Source organism: Vibrio sp. 11986-1-5 (genome assembly GCF_963878025.1).
GTDB classification, from domain to species: Bacteria; Pseudomonadota; Gammaproteobacteria; order Enterobacterales; family Vibrionaceae; genus Vibrio; species Vibrio injensis.
The window spans coordinates 170,382-188,403 of sequence record NZ_CAWNVW010000033.1 but is presented as its reverse complement, the minus strand read 5'-3'; the positions used below and the strand labels follow the sequence as shown (position 1 = coordinate 188,403).

Annotated in this window: 15 protein-coding genes; 7 read left to right on the top strand and 8 right to left on the bottom strand. The window is 42.4% G+C overall.

Annotated features, from left to right (window positions below; all coding sequences use genetic code 11):
* Positions 1–66: 66 nt before the first annotated feature.
* Positions 67–2,793 (bottom strand): cation-translocating P-type ATPase, encoded by a 2,727-nt coding sequence (locus tag AACS00_RS08780; RefSeq protein ID WP_110167140.1) that lies wholly within the window; start codon positions 2,791–2,793, stop codon positions 67–69.
* A 325-nt stretch (positions 2,794–3,118) separates the two neighbouring features.
* Here AACS00_RS08780 and AACS00_RS08775 point away from each other — a divergent pair, with 325 nt between their 5' ends.
* A complete protein-coding gene (locus tag AACS00_RS08775) occupies positions 3,119–4,657 on the top strand; it encodes an EAL domain-containing protein (RefSeq protein WP_181397526.1) in 1,539 nt (512 codons plus the stop codon).
* A 180-nt stretch (positions 4,658–4,837) separates the two neighbouring features.
* On the opposite strand, the gene AACS00_RS08770 is transcribed toward AACS00_RS08775, so the two are convergent.
* On the bottom strand, positions 4,838–5,350 hold the full coding sequence (locus AACS00_RS08770) for an outer membrane beta-barrel protein (protein ID WP_072670998.1): 513 nt from the start codon (positions 5,348–5,350) through the stop codon (positions 4,838–4,840).
* Positions 5,351–5,700: 350 nt separating this feature from the next.
* Here AACS00_RS08770 and AACS00_RS08765 point away from each other — a divergent pair, with 350 nt between their 5' ends.
* The 4 genes from AACS00_RS08765 to AACS00_RS08750 all read left to right on the top strand — a co-directional run bounded on the left by AACS00_RS08765 (position 5,701) and on the right by AACS00_RS08750 (position 9,458).
* Positions 5,701–6,072 carry a rhodanese-like domain-containing protein gene (locus AACS00_RS08765; RefSeq protein WP_110167139.1) on the top strand — a complete coding sequence of 124 codons (372 nt, stop codon included), beginning with the start codon at positions 5,701–5,703 and terminating at the stop codon, positions 6,070–6,072.
* Positions 6,073–6,082: 10 nt separating this feature from the next.
* Positions 6,083–6,874: a response regulator transcription factor gene (locus AACS00_RS08760; protein WP_072670996.1), complete on the top strand. Its 792-nt coding sequence runs from the start codon at positions 6,083–6,085 to the stop codon at positions 6,872–6,874.
* Between the two features lie 149 nt (positions 6,875–7,023).
* Positions 7,024–8,286, top strand: a complete 1,263-nt coding sequence (tyrS, locus tag AACS00_RS08755) for a tyrosine--tRNA ligase (protein ID WP_110167138.1) — start codon at positions 7,024–7,026, stop codon at positions 8,284–8,286.
* 332 nt (positions 8,287–8,618) lie between these two features.
* The gene (locus AACS00_RS08750; protein WP_110167137.1) at positions 8,619–9,458 is read left to right on the top strand and encodes a CPBP family intramembrane glutamic endopeptidase; all 840 of its coding nucleotides are present in this window, start codon (positions 8,619–8,621) and stop codon (positions 9,456–9,458) included.
* Between the two features lie 89 nt (positions 9,459–9,547).
* On the opposite strand, the gene AACS00_RS08745 is transcribed toward AACS00_RS08750, so the two are convergent.
* Complete coding sequence (locus tag AACS00_RS08745; RefSeq protein WP_072670993.1) at positions 9,548–9,994, bottom strand: DoxX family protein; 447 nt, start codon at positions 9,992–9,994, stop codon at positions 9,548–9,550.
* 307 nt (positions 9,995–10,301) lie between these two features.
* Here AACS00_RS08745 and trhO point away from each other — a divergent pair, with 307 nt between their 5' ends.
* On the top strand, positions 10,302–11,291 hold the full coding sequence (gene trhO, locus AACS00_RS08740; RefSeq protein ID WP_072670992.1) for an oxygen-dependent tRNA uridine(34) hydroxylase TrhO: 990 nt from the start codon (positions 10,302–10,304) through the stop codon (positions 11,289–11,291).
* Between the two features lie 43 nt (positions 11,292–11,334).
* Here the strand turns inward: trhO and AACS00_RS08735 are convergent, their stop codons facing one another.
* Complete coding sequence (locus AACS00_RS08735) at positions 11,335–12,546, bottom strand: sugar efflux transporter (protein ID WP_072670991.1); 1,212 nt, start codon at positions 12,544–12,546, stop codon at positions 11,335–11,337.
* A gap of 241 nt (positions 12,547–12,787) precedes the next feature.
* On the opposite strand from AACS00_RS08735, the gene AACS00_RS08730 reads away from it, so the two are divergent.
* Positions 12,788–13,684 carry a helix-turn-helix domain-containing protein gene (locus AACS00_RS08730; RefSeq protein ID WP_072670990.1) on the top strand — a complete coding sequence of 299 codons (897 nt, stop codon included), beginning with the start codon at positions 12,788–12,790 and terminating at the stop codon, positions 13,682–13,684.
* On the opposite strand, the gene AACS00_RS08725 is transcribed toward AACS00_RS08730, so the two are convergent.
* From AACS00_RS08725 to AACS00_RS08710, 4 genes are all read right to left on the bottom strand, one after another.
* On the bottom strand, positions 13,681–14,088 hold the full coding sequence (locus tag AACS00_RS08725; protein WP_110167136.1) for an ExbD/TolR family protein: 408 nt from the start codon (positions 14,086–14,088) through the stop codon (positions 13,681–13,683). The two genes, AACS00_RS08730 and AACS00_RS08725, sit on opposite strands and share 4 nt — an antisense overlap.
* Positions 14,085–14,792, bottom strand: a complete 708-nt coding sequence (locus AACS00_RS08720) for a MotA/TolQ/ExbB proton channel family protein (RefSeq protein WP_004396959.1) — start codon at positions 14,790–14,792, stop codon at positions 14,085–14,087. Before AACS00_RS08720 ends, AACS00_RS08725 begins: the two co-directional genes overlap by 4 nt.
* Positions 14,792–15,490, bottom strand: coding sequence for an energy transducer TonB (locus tag AACS00_RS08715; RefSeq protein ID WP_110167135.1), 699 nt, complete (start codon positions 15,488–15,490; stop codon positions 14,792–14,794). Before AACS00_RS08715 ends, AACS00_RS08720 begins: the two co-directional genes overlap by 1 nt.
* A 280-nt stretch (positions 15,491–15,770) precedes the next feature.
* Complete coding sequence (locus tag AACS00_RS08710) at positions 15,771–17,921, bottom strand: TonB-dependent hemoglobin/transferrin/lactoferrin family receptor (RefSeq protein WP_110167134.1); 2,151 nt, start codon at positions 17,919–17,921, stop codon at positions 15,771–15,773.
* Between the last annotated feature and the right edge of the window lie 101 nt (positions 17,922–18,022).

Genomic DNA, 18,022 nt, shown 5'->3' with positions numbered 1-18,022 from the left:
CCATTATGACAAGTTAGCCAACCTGCGGAGTCGGTTCAACACTCTAACGGCTGGCTAACATAATGATTAACGTTTCATACGTCGCCACAACATTTTTTCCAACTCAATCAGTATCATCACTGCGATTCCGTAGGCAACCATTACCGCCCAATAAGTGGCTGAAATCGGCGCACTTTGGAAAAGTAAGTTCATGAAAGGTAAGTATAAAAATGCCAATTGGGCGAAAATCATCAAAACAATACCAACCATAATCCACGGATTAGTCTGCCATGACATGGTAAAAATCGAACCGTTTAGACGTCGACAATTCAATAAAAAGAAACTTTGCACGACGACAAACAAGGTAACCGCAATACTACGCGACTCTTCTAAACTGGCGCCTTGTGCCACCGACCATTGGAATAGTCCAAATGCCCCCAAGAGTAATAAGCTACTAACCGAGATAATTCGCCCAACAATTTCTCGATTTAGGATAGGCTCTTTTAACTCGCGAGGTTGCCGTTGCATAATACCGGCTTCTTTCGGTTCAAAGGCCAGCATCAAGCCAAGAAAAACGGCAGTGGTCATATTTAACCACAGTGCTTGTACTGGTAAGATTGGTAGCGTTAATCCAAACACAATCGCAACCATAATCACCAATCCTTGGCCTAGATTGGTCGGTAAAATCCACGTGATAAACTTGGTTAAGTTATCAAAAACATTACGACCCTCTTCGACTGCTGCTTCAATCGATGAAAAATTATCATCGGTCAACACCATATCTGAAGCTTCTTTCGCCACTTCTGTCCCACTGATCCCCATTGCTATACCAATATCAGCTTGCTTTAAAGCAGGAGCATCATTAACACCATCCCCGGTCATCGCGACAACCAAGTGGTGAGATTGTAAAGCATTAACCAGTTGTAATTTTTGCTCCGGAGCAACCCGAGCAAAAACAGACACATCACGACAAGCTTGTTTCAGTTGCTCATCATTTAATTCACTTAACTGTTGACCCGTTAACACAGTGCCAAAATCCGAATGAGTCGCACTGGCAATCCCAATTTGAGCAGCAATCGCTTTAGCAGTGAGCGCATGATCACCGGTAATCATCTTGACTTGAATACCCGCTTTTTGACAAATGTTTACTGCTTGAATAGCCTCAGCCCGTGGCGGATCAATCATGGCTTGCAAACCTAAAAAAATAAGATTCGGTTCTGCTTCCTGTTGATTAAAACGCTGCAGCGTTTGTTCATGATGATCGACCCACTGCAACGCAAAAGCCAGCACTCTTAACCCTTGGCTGGCCCATTGGGTGACTTGCTCATCTAACTTATCATGATCGAGTGTGACCAAACTGCCATCTGCCATCAATTGTTGACGGCAACGGCGACTGATTTGTTCTACCGACCCTTTAAGGTAAATCAAATTACGTTGCTCATCAAAACAGTGCAAAGTCGCCATATATTGACGATCAGACTCGAAAGGAATGGTATCAAGGCGACGGTAAGTTTGCTGGCAAGAGGAATTGTCTAATCCCGCTTTTAAGCCACAAGCGATCAGCGCCCCCTCGGTGGGATCGCCTTCCACCAACCAACGATCTTCCTTTTCCAACAAGCGCGAGTCATTATTTAATAATCCAGCACGCAATAAATGTTGAAAAGCATCATTCGTTTTCCAAATCTCAGGAACTTCACCCTGTGGAACATAACCACTACCTGTCACTTCAAGAGCCAAGCCTCCCGCATACAGCTTTTGTACCGTCATTTGGTTTTCGGTCAACGTCCCCGTTTTATCTGAACAAATGACATTGGTCGAACCAAGTGTTTCTACTGCCGATAACGTACGAATAATCGCATGACGTTTTGCCATACGCCGGACACCAATCGCGAGTGTAATAGTGACAACCGCTGGCAACCCTTCTGGTATCGCCGCCACCGCTAATGCCACTGCCGCCATAAACGTATCGGCAGCAGGTAAACCATAACCCAAACCAATAAAAAAAGTGGCGCAAGCCAAAATTAAAATCACCCATAACAGTAATTGACTAAAGGCATGAATTTTCCGAGTGAGTGGCGTTTCTAGCTGAGTGGCTCCGGCAATCATGCTGGCAATTTGGCCCGTTTGTGTATTATCTCCTGTCGCAACAATAATGCCTTGAGCGGTGCCATAAGTGACTAAAGTACCTGCAAAAGCCATATTTTGTCGATCGCCTAATACCGTATCAGGCGCTAACTCACCTAATCGTTTTTCAACAGCGACCGATTCCCCTGTTAAGGTGGACTCATCAATCTGTAAATCTCGGCACTGATAAAGACGAATATCCGCAGGCACTTTATCACCCGATGCTAGAACGACAATATCACCACACACCAGATCCGTAGTCGTTACCGACTGTTTTTTACCATCACGGATCACCGTCGTATTGGACGATAACATTCTCTTAAGAGAGTTAATCGCTTGTTCAGCTTTACTTTCTTGCATAAAGCCTATCAACGCATTAATTAAAACAACTAATAAAATAACTCCAGCATCAACGTATTCACCCAAAATAGTCGTGACGAGTGTGGCTACTAATAATATATAGATCAAAGGGTTATGAAACTGCAATAGTAAACGTTTCCATGCTGGCATCATCGCCTGCCCAGTAATGACATTTCGTCCATCACGTTCTAATCTGATTTGAACTTCTTGAGAGGATAAGCCGCTGTCTGTATCACTATTGAGTTGCTCGACAATATTCTGCTCAGATTGACTATGCCAGACCGGATGGCTGACCCTCGTTTTCGCGGTGTTCGGTGAGTGTTTTTCCATAATCACCTCCTTTAATAATGAAACCCAAATAGAGACAAACAACTTGGTATTGTTAACCTATGATGCATGACACTCATACTAAAACAGGCTCTTATAAAGATAGCGTCTGCGCAGCAACTGATGAGAATAGAAGCAAAAAATTGTCTTAGTGTTCAAATTTTTTTGTCAACCAAGGTCAATCACTTACGGTACAGAGCTAAGTATGCTCAGCGATAGAGAATCTTATTAAATATACAGCATTCTCATTATTGAGACAGCATTTTCGCAATATCTGCCCACATGACATCTGTAGATGACACAAAGAGTGCTAAAGTAGTCTAAACACATGACCGTTTTAGGGATCAATATCTTGCCAGTCAATCGCATAAGACAACGCGCTTTCTCTTTGTTGCTTCTGCCACTGTTGATCTATTTTGCTGCTTTTCCACTGATCAGCACTTACGCTACAAGCTTATTATTGACACAAAAAAAAGCTCAAATTGAACATTATTTAGCTACGCGAAGTGATGAATTACAAACCATGATCCAGCAGCAAATCCAACAACTGCAATTTGATTGTGGCCCTCATGATTGGCAAGTGATTCGCGATCCTCATTATTACAGTCGTTATATCCGTTTTATGGGTATCGTAACCAATCAAGGAGAGCAGTGTTCAACACTTGGATACCCATTAGAAGCTAGTGCTTTCAACCACTTAAACAATAAAGGAGCGGCAATGTTTTCTCTCGCTGCAACCCCTGAGATTGCAGAAACAGAAAGTGAACTGCTGATTCAATTTTCTCAAGATGGTAATACCGCGGTTTGGGTTTTAGATAGTAGTTGGACACAAAGCAAACTTAATCAACCTTGTTCCGGCTGCTTTTATTATGAAGCGCGATTTGTAAATCAAGATCGTCCCGTTTTATTGGTACAAAGAGGCAATGAAGCTATTCTCAACGATACTAATGCTCAATCATTACATGTATCAGTGCAAGGTATTGCCGCCGCCAACAAGCAAGAACTATGGGCAGGACAAGCCTTACAACAGTATGTACAACATAACCTATTGATCTGGGGTACACCGTTGAGCCTTTTATTCGGTGGTTTACTGATGGGCAGTTACTGGATTGTACGAAATTATCGTAATTCAATCGAAGGCTTAATTGAAAAAGGAATTCGCGACAATGAGTTTCTTCCCTATTATCAACCCATTATTGATAGCCGAACTGGAAAGATCGTCGGTTACGAAGTGCTCTTACGCTGGCAAAAAGGTCAAGAGCTAATCGCGCCAGATTTATTTATCCATGCTGCGGAAAGTACAGGATTAATCATTAAGATCACCAACCAAATCATTAAGATCGTTTTACACGATCTGGAACATTTACCACTCTCGCATTGGGTTAGCATTAATTTAGTCGCTGAACACATTGAAAAACAGCATCTTTCAACGCTTTTAAGCTCTCTGGATTGGCCTCAAGCTAAGCGGATAAAATTTGAACTGACTGAACGTATCCCTATCAACGATTTAACCGCTGCAAGCCAAGAAATCGCTCTACTGATGGAAAAAGGGTATCAGTTTAAAATTGATGATTTCGGCACAGGATATGGAGGATTCTCTTACTTACAACATTTGCATATTCGCAGCATAAAAATAGACAAGATGTTTGTTGATACGATAGAAACCGATGATGTGAAAAAGAGCGTGCTAGACTCGATTATTGCTTCAGCAAAAGCAGGAAATATTGAATTGATTGCAGAAGGCGCGGAGACGATTAATCAAGTCGACTATCTTGCTCAACAAGGTGTATTTTTAATTCAAGGTTATGTCTACGCCAGAGCCATGCCTATCAATGAGGTCATCAACAAACTCCATGCCGAAACGTGATCAACAACTAATACCTACTTCAACTTATTGTACTTATCATCCGTCATTCGATGAATAGATTGGTAAACCATCACCCCGAAAGCCCTCACGGTATCGTGAGTATCACTTTCGAGGCAAATTTATCAAGCGGGATGGCGATGGATAAAATCCCAATACCAAAAGCAAGCTCAACGAGTCTGATTAAAAACCAATCCCAGCACCAATGGTGATCGAGGTTGAGTCTGCACTACCTTGAGTACTGTAACCAATTTCCAAAGAAAAATTCGAGCCATCCATGTTATTTAGGTTAACCCCTACGGCTCCCGTCAAACCAAACCCATCACTTTCAATGTCTTTATAGGTTCGATTATAGTATTGGCCCCCCGCTCGCAAATACACATCACCAATCTGCATTCGATGGCGCAGCGTCATCGTTAAAGGCACTGTATAGGCTTTATAGGCGTGTTTTTCACCTTCTTTGTCTTTTAAATCAGCGTGCGTTTCACCATAGCCTAAGTTAACTGAACTAAGTGGGGTTAAGCGGTAGGAACCTCGCACTTGCCATTGATAACCCGTTGCACTTTGTCCGCCATAAGACACTTGTGTAGGACCAGCGCTAGCCGTCATATTAAAAGGGGTAGATTGAGCATAAACGGGGGCAGCAGCAGCCAACAATAAAGCCGCTAAGCTTAAGGTTGGAAAGTACTTTTTCATGAGTATGTCCTTATCTGTCTCTAAAGCGAAAAGTGTTTCTAGTTTAACGGCTAATCGACAAAAAAACTTAGCCCTTTTTATCACGGGGGAGAGCTAAGCCACAAAATCACTATGTACCTAGCAAAATCTAGCCATATCATACTACTGAATCGTCATCACTAAATCACTTGGCGCACAGGTAATCACACCCTATGGAATAAAAAGCGCAAAATAGGCATACTGTTGCGAAATGATTGAAATAACGCTCCCACCTATCTTATATAGATATCGACGGCATCAAATGCTAGAAAATGCCCATAACCAAATTGGGTCATTGAACACTCAATTTATCATTTTGATTGGAGAACACGATGCGACGCTATATTTTACGCTTGACTAGAATAACTCTATTCATCAGTCTTCTCTTATCTGGAAGCACCGTCGCTTCACCTCGCGCTGAAATTGCTTGGTCAATGATCGCAGAAGGTGCAGTGTTAATTGATGTTCGAACCGAACAAGAATTCACGCAAGGACACCTTCACTCTGCTCTGCACATCCCATTGAGTGATATTATGCACTCTGACTTAACTCAATTTACCAAAGATCAACCGATCGTTCTCTATTGTCGAACAGGGAACCGATCTAATATCGCTAAACAATACTTGATTAAGCAAGGATTTACTCATGTCCATGATGCCGGTGGACTGGATGAAATGCGCCAGTTAATAATGAGTAAAGATTAAGTTAACCACAATGAATACAATAGAATATCAAAAGCTTGGCGAGGTTATCGCGGCGTTAAAAACACCCCAGTTTACCGCTCAGTTTATCCAACTGCTTAAGCGCTTTGTCACTTTTGACTGCGCTGTGATCCTAGGCTATCGCCAGCATAAGCACCCGATTTATCTTTATGATTCACTGCCCTCGCAACGTCAATTGCTATTTCAGCACTATTTAACCCATTCATATCGATATGATCCCTTCTATGTCGCGATTGCCGAGCAACATAAAACCGGCATTTTACAACGTAGCGAGTTTAAACCCGTCAATCCATTGCAGGAAAATTATCATACCGATTTTTATCAAAAAACGGGCTGGCAAGATGAAGTCTGTATTGCCGTCGATCTGGAGGATAATCGCTGGATAGTTATCTACTTAGGCATGCTACAAACCGATCAGCCTATTTCACAGCAACAAATTAATGGCTTAAAGCAGAGGTTTCCTGTTTTGCAGGCGTTATGCCGCCAACATTGGGGATCACAAGCATTATTTCTGGCAGAAAACAGTCAATCAGAGCATGATTTACGCCACTGGGTAGCAGCAGCTATCGCTGATTTTGCCACCGATTGCCTGACTCCTCGCGAGCAACAAATCACTACGTTATTGGTTCAAGGACTCGATTCTCAAGAAATCGCCGCGCAGCTTAGCATTAGTCACGGAACGGTAAAAAACCACCGCAAACGTATTTACCAGCAATTGCAAATCTCATCATTAAGTGAATTATTCCAATTATTTTTAAACCATTTGATCACCAAAGGCTATTGAGAGCAGGGTTAACGCGCCCAATCAGCTTCACCTCAGCGATTATTTCCCCTCACCATAAATTTGCCCTATCTATCCCTTTAGGGACATCGTCTCAGATCGATTTTATCCGTATTCTGGCCAAATCCAGTCTATAAAAGATGAAAGGCCGTATGAACTCAGCACATTTTCTACATGAATTAGCCCAACGAGGCTTAATTGCACAAAGCACTGCCATCGACGAGCTCAGCGAGCTCTTGAACCGTCCACAAACACTTTACTGCGGCTTCGATCCCACTGCTGGCAGCTTACATATTGGTCACTTAGTCCCTTTATTAATGTTGAAGCGCTTTCAAGATGCGGGGCATACCGCCATTGCTCTGATTGGTGGCGCAACGGGGATGATTGGTGACCCCAGCTTTAAAGCCGCGGAGCGAACATTGAACCCATCAACCACCGTGCAGCAATGGGTCAATGATTTGGCTCAGCAAATTGATCAAGTGATGACCCCACACCTGACTCAGCCACTCCTCTGTGTCAACAACGCTGATTGGATTACAAAAATCAATGTCATTGATTTTTTCCGTGATATTGGAAAGCACTTTTCCGTCAATACGATGATCAACCGTGAATCGGTCAAGCAGCGGTTAAGCCGTCCAGATCAAGGGATCTCGTTTACTGAATTTAGCTATTCTCTGCTACAGTCATTTGATTTCGCCCATTTGAATCAACAATATCAATGCAAATTACAAATTGGCGGTAATGATCAATGGGGTAATATTGTGAGCGGAATCGACCTTACGCGCCGACTTAATAATCAAGTGGTTCATGGTTTAACCCTACCTTTGATCACTAAATCAGATGGCACTAAATTCGGTAAAACAGAGAGTGGTGCTATCTGGCTCGATAGCAACAAAACTTCACCTTATGCTTTTTATCAATTTTGGCTCAATACCGATGATGCTGATGTGTATCGCTTCCTACGCTACTACACCTTTTTGTCACTGTCTGATATTGAACTCATTGAGCAACAAGACAAAGCCAGTACAGGTAAGCCACAAGCGCAACAAGTTCTAGCTGAACAATTAACTCGCTTTGTACACGGTGAAGAAGGCTTATTAAGCGCGCAGCGTATCACTCAAGCGCTATTTCGTGGTGAGATGAACCAACTGAGTTTAGCTGAGTTGCAGCAGTTGGAACTGGATGGGCTGCCTTGTTATCAGGCGGATAACGCGGATAACCTTATTGAGTTGATGTTGGTTACTCACTTAGCGAGCTCCAAACGTCAAGCCCGCGAATGGTTAGCTAACGGTGCGATTCGCATTAATGGTGAACGTATGGAACAAGAACAGCTCAGTAGTCAGTTTGCCTTGTTTGATCGCTATTATGTCATTCAACGTGGTAAGAAACAGTTTGCTTTGGTCAAACTCAATTAGGTTTTACAGTGTAAATAGGCACCATAATTATGGTGCCTTACAACCTCAACCGAGCGAATAAACCTCAGCTCACTGGTAGAATATGATGACAGCTAATCATTCTCTATAATTAGGGCCTGCTGATCTTTTAAGCTGATTTTTTCAGCAATTTGTGGCTTATTTATACAAGTCAGAGGCTTTGAAATACAGGTATTCTATCTGAGAAGACGATAACGCCGTAAAAAAGAACCATAAACGCAGCTCGAAGGGTTCAGCTAAAAACGTTTTAATCGCTAAAGGTCAACAGACCCTATAAACATTCAATAATAAACCACACGTTAAGAATATTTTTTATGCTAATTCATCCCTCTTTATGGATTTGGATACCCTTGTTGCTGGCCGTAATCGTGGGTTTTCAAAAACGTCTTTTACTCACCTTCTCTTTACTCGCTCTCTCACTGCTTGGAGCCTGGTTCATAGAACGCCTCTCTAGTCTCGCGTTTTTGTATGTTTCACTAGGGCTAATACTCGCGTATTACACACCATCGCTCGCCAAGCGTTGGCAAACCGTAGCACAGTGTACTTTGCTCGCTTGGTGTGGCTTATTGTTGTTACACATTATCCCAGGATTTGAAAACCCTAAAGTCTTAGATGGGGTGCTAGCGGGGCCGAATAGTGTCCCTTTCAATCTCTATCTGAATCTCGATAAACCGATGGTCTTCTTTGCTCTTCTGCTAGCTTATCCTACTCTATTAGGTCATCAGCAGCGCATTCCTTGGCGGCAAGTGGTTTTACTTTCACTACCATTATTCAGTTTGTTATTGCTTGCTTGGGGATTCGGTGCGATTAAACCAGAGTTATCGCTCCCTACATGGTGGTGGTTATTTGCTCTTAATAATGCGTTGTTGACCTGCGTTGCAGAAGAAGCGTTTTTCCGCGGCTATTTACAACAAAAAATAACGGATAAGTGGGGATTTGGTTTAGGTATTATTATTGCGAGTAGTCTATTTGGCTTAGCCCACCTAGCAGGAGGCGTCACTTTAGTACTATTTGCTACCTTAGCTGGTACTTTCTATGGCGCGATCTATTATTGCGGTGGTCGTTTGTGGATTGCCGTGCTCTTGCACTTCTTATTTAATTTTATCCATCTTATTTTCTTCACTTACCCAGTCGCACTTAAAGTCTCGATATAGGCTAAACAACAAAAAATGCCGCACTTGTACAAAGTCGGCATTTTATTAATCTCGATACTCATTACCAGCTTTAAGGCTGATGCACTAACTTAGCCACGAAGACGTTGAGAAATAATCTGATCGATACTCAATTTCCCCGCACCAGACATCATTAACGACACGCTGGCCGCCAATAAAGCTAATGCAAATTCGTAACCACCATTCGACATGAATAAACCATGCTCAAAATGAACCGCAAAAATAGCTACTAACATAGTTATAGAGAGAACCGCTGCAGCAGGACGGGTCAAAATGCCCAGTAAAATGGCTAAACCACCAAAAAACTCACCACTACCGGCTAGAAATGCCATCAACATACCAGGGCCTAAACCGATCGATGCCATCCATTGTCCGGTTCCCTCTAGTCCATAACCACCAAACCAGCCGAATAACTTTTGTGCGCCGTGTGCCATAAAAACAATCCCAATCGGGATACGTAAAGCCAGTGTACTGTAACCAGATTTTGATTCAACCAGCTTGGTAATGAGTGATTTCATGTCTTTTCCTCAATAAATTTAACGATTCAATTTAGACAAAGAGTTATTGTCTTTCCTAAGATAGTGCTTAGTTTAGAGAAAAAAATTGTGATGGAAACCCATATAAACTGACAATAACATACGAAATTTCTGAACAAGATGAATATTGAGCCAATGCTGCTCGTCTCAGTCCGCACAACCTCCATTCAATTGTCACGATTTTTATCCGAAAGTACCGTTTATACCCCTATAAACTATCCGTGTTTGTACAAGCCATGCTTCGCTATACTACGTGCCAACTCTTTATACGGTTTTTAAAAGGTTTCCAATGAGTCACTATGTTGTCTGTGCTCTGTACAAGTTTGTCGAGCTTAACCATTACCAAACACTACGAGCTCCACTGCTTGAGCTAATGGAAAAGCATCATATCCGCGGTACATTATTACTCGCTAGCGAAGGGATTAACGGCACGGTTGCCTCATCACGAGAAGGCATTGATGCTTTAATTGCTTGGCTGGATACAGAGCCTTGCCTCAAAGGAACCGTTTATAAAGAATCTTTGGCTTCAGAGCAGCCCTTTCAGCGCAGCAAGGTCAAACTCAAAAAAGAAATCGTGACGATGGGAGTTGAAGGTATTAATCCTCGTCATGTGGTTGGCACTTATGTTAAGCCGAAAGAATGGAATGCGCTGATTTCCGATCCTGAAGTGCTGGTCGTCGATACTCGTAACGATTACGAGATCCAAATTGGCACCTTTAAGCATGCTCAAAATCCACATACCGAGACTTTCCGTGAGTTTCCCGACTATGTAAAACAAAACCTCGATCCTGAGAAACATAAAAAAGTAGCGATGTTTTGTACTGGCGGCATTCGCTGTGAAAAATCCACCGCTTATCTTAAAGAACAAGGATTTGAAGAGGTTTATCACCTCGAAGGTGGCATTTTAAAATACTTAGAGGAAGTGCCAGAGCAAGAGAGCTTATGGCAAGGTGATTGTTATGTCTTCGATGGCCGCGTCGCGGTTGGTCATGGATTACAAGAAAGTGATTACCAAATCTGTAATGCCTGCCGGTTACCGATTACCGAACAAGATAAGCAAAGTGAACAGTTTGAACAAGGGGTTAGCTGTCCACAATGCTTTGGCACTCATAGCGAAGAACAATTGGCACGCTTTCGTGAAAGAGAAAAACAAGTGCAGTTAGCCAAACAAAGAGGTGAAGCGCACATTGGCAGCGATACCGCGCAGATTATCGAACAAAAACGAGCTGAAAAGTTAGCCCGTAAAGCCCAGCAACGTAACCAAAAAACCCCTCGTTAATCTGCCATTCAAGCTTTAGCCTTAATGATTGCCTTCATTAAGGCTAGTTCAGCGCGTTAGAAGTAACGCTAGCGCGCTGCTCATGTTTTTCGGCTAACCCCATAAAAAATCTCAGCAAAATTAAGGCTGCCACAGCGCCAATCAGCGAGACATAAAGCGTACTGAAATAGTTGAACAGCTCACCCACAACACCCAAGGCTACACTTGCCACTAATGAGCTAATACTAAGAATACTAGAAAACAGCGTGGAAGCTGTCCCCAAACGATCAGGCATCATATCCTGCAACACCACCATACCTAAAGTCGCACAGACACCGATAAAAAAGCCATTGAGGATTTGCGCTAATAATAAAGTGGTGAAGGTCGTATTGGTTAGCATAATCAAATAAAATGCCATACCACTCATTATACCCACGCACAGAAGTTGAGTCGTACCAAAACGCTGCGCTAATTTCCCTGCCAGCAACATGATTGGGATTTCACATAACGCTGCCATCCCAAACAGTAAGCCTAACCAATGAGCGGGAACGAGCAACTCTTGGGAAAGATACAAAGGCATGCTGGTAATGTATAAGTTATTCGCTGCAAAGGTAAACACCATCGTCATACAATATAAAATGATAAGCCGCTTTACCGCCCCTTGCTTGGGTAATGATAACGCGGCAGCAGGATCTGAGGCTGACGCTTTTTCAACACCTTTCGGTAAATATTTAGCAATCAGCACAATAGCAATCGTCACAATCACAGCAGAAACACTGAACGCCGCATTAAAACCAAAGCTGGCTTTGAGCATAAATGCCAAAGGAGGGCCAAACACCCAAGCAATGGCAATCCCTGCACGCATCGTGGCAAGAAAGGTGGTTTTATCTGCCACATGGCGATCAGCGTATTCCCGCCCAAGGGCAAACAGTTGACCAAACGACGCGCCACTTACACTACCAAATAAGGTAACGACAACAATCGCTAACCAATAACTACGAATGAGGGTAAAACTAACCACAGTGATCAAATAGCAGCCAAGTGCGACCAATAAAATCACTTTGCGTTGCCAGTGCCGATCCGATTGTCTGGCTAACCACTGCGATACTACCACGGAGCTGATAACCGCCATGACCATATACACACTCAGCATCATCGGCGAAGCACCGAGCGCTTCAACAATAAATAGACTCGATAATGGGTAAAAAAAAGCCCCACATAATCCCGTCACTAAGGCGGTCATGATAAATAATAAGGCGGTTTTATCTTGATACATGTCATGCTATCCAATGGCAGGAAGTAACCCGATACGAGTCACAAATAAAAATTACCATGTTCCCAAGTTGCTTGGCGCTGCCGCTTTAAGTTGTAGGAGAACACGCCGCTAGTGTAATCAATCCTGATAAGATAAATGATGCTATTCCTGCCACTTTTAATACTAAACCGTCAGAATAAATACATCATTTGACAGAAAAGGCTAAGCCTTTATGATCAGAGCAAATAGATGGAGAACAGCTATGCGCCCCTTGATTGAAAATGTACTGCAGAGCCTAAACCATGACTGGGTTATCCGCCATTATCACTGCCAAGCGGATACGGAAGAGTTTTCTTGCCCGTGGCATTATCATACGGAATATGAATTGGTGCTCTATCACAATCCGAACCGAAACTTTCAGGGCAACTATTTTGCAGGGGATGCTAGCGGTACCGTGGACGATCACACCTTATTATTATATGGCCCCGGCTTGCCTCATATGATCACTGGGCGCCTACACCACAAACAAGCGCAAGCACTGCACTCAACGATTGTATGGTTTAAACCAGAATGGATTGATAAAATTCAAGCTATCTTACCACCGACACAGTCTATTCAACGTTTACTTGAAGGTTCAGCCTACGGCTTAAAACTGAGCCACGCAACGGCTCAGGCTATTGCTAACCAGTTGAGTGATATTGAAAAGTTAGCCAGTTCTTATCAGGCGCTACGAATTGTAGAGTCGTTATTGATCATGGCGGAAGATCAAGATGCTCAGCGTTTATCAGCCTCTAGCTACCGACTATCGCAATTAAGTGCCAACAGTGAAGCACACAAAAAAGTCCACCTTGCCAAACGCTATATCGAATCTCATTTCGCTGACCCGATAAAAATAACCGATTTATGCCGTGTACTGCATATGAGTGAAAGCTCAACCTATCGCTTATTTGAAAAACACTACTCGATGAGTTTTTCTGAACATCTTAAAAAGTTTCGCATCGGTAAAGCATGTGAGCTGCTAGCCAGTTCTTCGCTTCCCATTGCTCTGGTTGCTGAGAAAACTGGCTTTAGTAATCTATCTAATTTTAATCGCCAATTTAAAGCGATTAAAGCCATGACACCAAAAACGTTTCGCAATCAGTTTCAAACTCTACGTTAATCGTCATCAGTCAAAAGCTGTGTCGCTGCAATGCCATTATCTTGTAAAAATGCCAGTAATTTGACCAAATTCTGTACTTGAGCGGTTTTATCCGCAGCAATCACAATCGGTTTTGCGCTGGCTTTACTGCGCTTTAATAAAGCCTCTGTAAAATCTTGCCAAGCAACATAAGTGGTACCATCAATTGCCCAATATGGCTGTTGAGCCAAAATATTCACCGTAATGGATTGGGTATTGATTTCACTGACCACAGGTGAATCGGTACTCGGTAAAGACACGTCTAATGACGTAAACTTAACCGCTGCGGTCAGTAGCAGAAAGACCATGACAATAAAGATAATATCCAATAATGGCGTTAAATCTGGCATCAGTGATGATTCTGTCGTTGGCGGCGTTTTAATCATGATGGATTGACCGCTGTTTTTTCAACGACATGATTAGCATGGCTGCAACGTCCATTTTTAGTAGTGCAGTCATGCTGTAGCGACACCCCTTCAAGCCATAGATTGACATAGTTTAAAGTATGCTCAAGTTTCGCCATGACTCTATCTGCCCATGCACCAAGTAATTGAGCCGCAGTAATCGCAGGAACGGCAATCAATAAACCTGCTGCCGTGGTGCGCATCGCAATCCCTAATCCATCGGCGAGATCATTCGGTGTAATATTGCCAGACGAAAGCGCGACACCTTTAAACATTTCAATTAATCCGAGTACCGTACCTAATAAACCCAGTAATGGACTGATCGCACCAATCAGGGATAATAATCGTAATCCGGAATGAAGCTGATGGCGCTTATCTTGAAGCCAGATCCCCGCCGTATCTTCACGTAGCCCTTTAGAAAAATCGTGATGAGCCAACAGCATCGCGACCCCTTTGTAAAGTAGTGACCGTCTAGTCGATAACTCCTCTGCTAACGCTTCAATTTGATCGCTGTGCATCGGAGAAATTTGATTAAGCGCCGCACCAATCGAACCTCGACTGGCCCCAAGGGTAAATAACACTTGGATTAGACGTTCAACGATAATCATCGTCGCGAAAAGAGAGCACAAAAATAGTGGCCAAGCCATCAGGCCAAGCTCTTGCTCAAGTTGAGTCAGTAGTTCCATTATCCTTCCAATTTAAAGCGTACAGGGATTTGCACACGGTGAGCCATGGTTTGCCCATTCACCGTGTAAGGTGAAAATTTCCATTGTTTAATCGCACTCAGCGCCGATTGATCGAGCAATTGAGCTCCCGATGAAGAGAGTAAAATTTGCTTAATTTGTCGGCCATGCTCATCCAGCCACACTTCATATAAAGCCACCCCCTCAATACCACGCTTTTGAGCCAGCCTTGGGTAGTGAGGCGGTGTGGGGCGCGAAAGAAATGAGGGCGTTTCCACAAGCGTAGGTTGATTGGTTATCCCACTACGACTGGGCTCTGGAGCCGGCTCCTTATTCTCTTGCCACTGATTGGTCGGTTCTTCCTTGACTACCGACGATGATGATGAGGGCGCTGTTTTTTTCTCCAATGGTTGAGTCGCAGGAGCAGGTTTATCCGACTTCACTACCTTTTTCGCTTCTTGAGGCTTTCTCTGCTCTGGCTTCGGCGTATTCGGCTTGCTCTGCTGTTTAGGTTCAGTTGGCGATGACACAGGCTGCTCATGACGTACAGTTTGAGGCTGAGCAACAAAGTGGAGCGATACCGAGGTCGATTGATTCCCAGCTGGCATAGCAAAAACTTTGGCTTCATCATCCATCAACAGCAGGGTTCCATGAATGGCAAGTGAAAGTGTCGCCGCAACACAATATCTGGTGAAATTCACGTCGTGCTCCAAATCAAAACTAAGCGCCTTAATGGGGAGATTATTACCCAACAACTAAACAATATCAATTATCAATTGCATTATCATTTACAAAAGATGACGACTTGAGCCGAAGAGGTAAAAATTTCAGTAAAGCTTTATATTTCAATGAATAAGAGTTTAGTTTGAGATAGGTCGGATGAATGTTTTGGGCATAATCAGTTAATGTAATGCCATAGCTTCAGATGTCAGAAGACAATCTAAAACTATGGCAGAGCAAAATCACCTTTTACTTTAATAATTAAAACTCATATTTTGCCGTAATTGCAAAATTACGCTTCGCTTGAGAATAATCATTATCTAAAATATTCTTACCTCTAATGTCATTCCAGCGGTAATACTCTTTATCTGCAATATTAAATATACTAGCAGTCAAAGTCAGGTCTTTGATTGGTTTATAATAAGCTGTAATATCAAAAATAGTTGAACTAGATAACTCAACTTGATTCTCTGTACCACCAGTTGCTTTATCATTATTAATATTACGGTTTGATTTTCCCGCAGTATAGTTGAGTTTTAAACTCGTTCCCCATGTCGAATCTGGATCATCAAAATTCAAAGCTGCCACGACATTCCATGGATTGATACTATTAAGAGGTCGTCCATCACCATCTTTACCTTCGGTATAATTCGCTGCTAATCGAGTTGTCCATCCTCGTGGAGCATTCAATAATTCATCTAACTTTAACTGATTAGATAATTCGACGCCCTTAATAGTCGCTTCACGTAAATTGATATAAGAGTAGTAGTTTATTCTCGATTCAACCTTAGTAACTACCTGTTCTATAAAATCATCATAGCTGCTATAAAATAGTGAGATATCTGTTGCAGAAAAATCGTTATTGTGGCGATAGCCTAGCTCATAAGAAAGGCTTTTTTCAGACTTAAGATTTGAATTAGGTTCATTAACGTAACCATGAGCAGGATTACTAAAGGTATAGTAGAGCTCAGTAAAGTTAGGTGAGCGCAACCCCTGACTCACTTGCGCAAAAATTGCACTGTTTGGATCTAAACGATAAAGAGTACCCAATCGCCCGGTTATGGCAGAATCACTAAACTTGGATAGTCCTTTTCCAGCATTCTCGCCAGGATCAGTACTGAATGAATCGTAACGTAATCCAGGTGTTACAATCAAATTACCATTAAACAAAGCAATTTCGTTTTGAATAAATAAACCAATTTTCTGCTCTTCGGCATCGGGTGTATACACAATCACCTGATTTGGTGTCGCTGGATCAGAATTATATTCATTGTTAATGTTTGAAATATCACTGCTTAGTAAATTGATACCATACATAATATTATGCTCACTATTATTTAAAGTAATGAGCTTATCGAACTGAGCTTCTAATTCAATTTTGTCATCGCTATAAAAATAATCTTTCGTTTGATGATTATCATTGTTAGCGGGTTGATAAGGAGGCCTTCCGGCAGAGGCTGGCTGAAAACGCTTAGTTAAACCGTTTTCTTCCTTACTTTGCCATGAGACTCGACTGGTTATCGTATCGGCAAGCGGTAAATCAGAAAACCAAATATGTTTTAATCCAAGACGGTACTGCTTGGTAATATCTCGTCCGGTATAATTTTTATAACTTGAGTGAACAATATCAGAGTCAACCTGATTACGCAGCATTTCTCCTGTAAACTCGATTCGATGCGCTTCAGAAAGTTGATATTGTAGCTTCAATAATAAGTCATTATTCGCGCTATCTTGCCCAGAAATTGAATAATTTTCTTTATGATCACCAAAGTTTTTTGGCTCTTGACCATCACGACGAGTAAACGCCACTAAGGTTTCTAAATCACCGCTACGATGAGCAATAGCAACGTGTTCACTGAATGATTTATCTTCCGAAGCATAAGATAATTTAATTTGTCCACCTGTCGTCGCATCCCCTTTTAAAAAATCTCGTGGATCTTTGGTCTCAAAAGCTACAACGCCGCCAATAGCATCACTTCCATGTAAGCTTGATGCCGCCCCTTTAACAATTTCAACACTTTTCAGCATATCTGGTTCGATGCTAATAGCACTTGAATTAATAAAAGAGTAAGGCCCACCGTCAAAAGCTTGGCTTTGTGTAACACCATCAACCAAAATTTTAATGCGGTTACCCTCTATACCCCGAATATTAATGGTTTGCATTCCTTGACGTGAAGAACCACTGGTCGTTACTCCCGGCGTGTATTCAAAAATGTCCGCAACGTCTCTAACCATAGTCGCTTCTAATTCTTTACTTGAGATCACAGCTACCGAGGCTGCGGTATTATCAAGACTTTGCGCCGTCCGTGTCGCAGATACGACCACTTCATCAAACTGAGTTGTTTTTTCGGCAAACACCGCAGGAGAAAGAGCAAGCAATATTGAGGTAGAAAGTAGCGTTTTAGTCAACATCTGAGTGATTACCTTATTCATCAATAACAGATTTACAATGTGCGCAATACTACTTTATACGAATAACAATTACTATCATTTGCATTAACTAGAAATTAAGT

What these genes read in the sequence shown, in the direction of transcription:
- AACS00_RS08725 (WP_110167136.1), bottom strand. Translation starts at nt 14,088, where the DNA reads ATGATTAAAACGCCGCCAACGACAGAATCATCACTGATGCCAGATTTA.
- AACS00_RS08730 (WP_072670990.1), top strand. Translation starts at nt 12,788, where the DNA reads ATGCGCCCCTTGATTGAAAATGTACTGCAGAGCCTAAACCATGACTGG.
- tyrS (WP_110167138.1), top strand. Translation starts at nt 7,024, where the DNA reads ATGAACTCAGCACATTTTCTACATGAATTAGCCCAACGAGGCTTAATT.
- AACS00_RS08750 (WP_110167137.1), top strand. Translation starts at nt 8,619, where the DNA reads ATGCTAATTCATCCCTCTTTATGGATTTGGATACCCTTGTTGCTGGCC.
- AACS00_RS08720 (WP_004396959.1), bottom strand. Translation starts at nt 14,792, where the DNA reads ATGGAACTACTGACTCAACTTGAGCAAGAGCTTGGCCTGATGGCTTGG.
- AACS00_RS08760 (WP_072670996.1), top strand. Translation starts at nt 6,083, where the DNA reads ATGAATACAATAGAATATCAAAAGCTTGGCGAGGTTATCGCGGCGTTA.
- AACS00_RS08710 (WP_110167134.1), bottom strand. Translation starts at nt 17,921, where the DNA reads ATGTTGACTAAAACGCTACTTTCTACCTCAATATTGCTTGCTCTTTCT.
- AACS00_RS08765 (WP_110167139.1), top strand. Translation starts at nt 5,701, where the DNA reads ATGCGACGCTATATTTTACGCTTGACTAGAATAACTCTATTCATCAGT.
- AACS00_RS08770 (WP_072670998.1), bottom strand. Translation starts at nt 5,350, where the DNA reads ATGAAAAAGTACTTTCCAACCTTAAGCTTAGCGGCTTTATTGTTGGCT.
- AACS00_RS08745 (WP_072670993.1), bottom strand. Translation starts at nt 9,994, where the DNA reads ATGAAATCACTCATTACCAAGCTGGTTGAATCAAAATCTGGTTACAGT.
- AACS00_RS08735 (WP_072670991.1), bottom strand. Translation starts at nt 12,546, where the DNA reads ATGTATCAAGATAAAACCGCCTTATTATTTATCATGACCGCCTTAGTG.
- AACS00_RS08775 (WP_181397526.1), top strand. Translation starts at nt 3,119, where the DNA reads ATGACCGTTTTAGGGATCAATATCTTGCCAGTCAATCGCATAAGACAA.
- trhO (WP_072670992.1), top strand. Translation starts at nt 10,302, where the DNA reads ATGAGTCACTATGTTGTCTGTGCTCTGTACAAGTTTGTCGAGCTTAAC.
- AACS00_RS08780 (WP_110167140.1), bottom strand. Translation starts at nt 2,793, where the DNA reads ATGGAAAAACACTCACCGAACACCGCGAAAACGAGGGTCAGCCATCCG.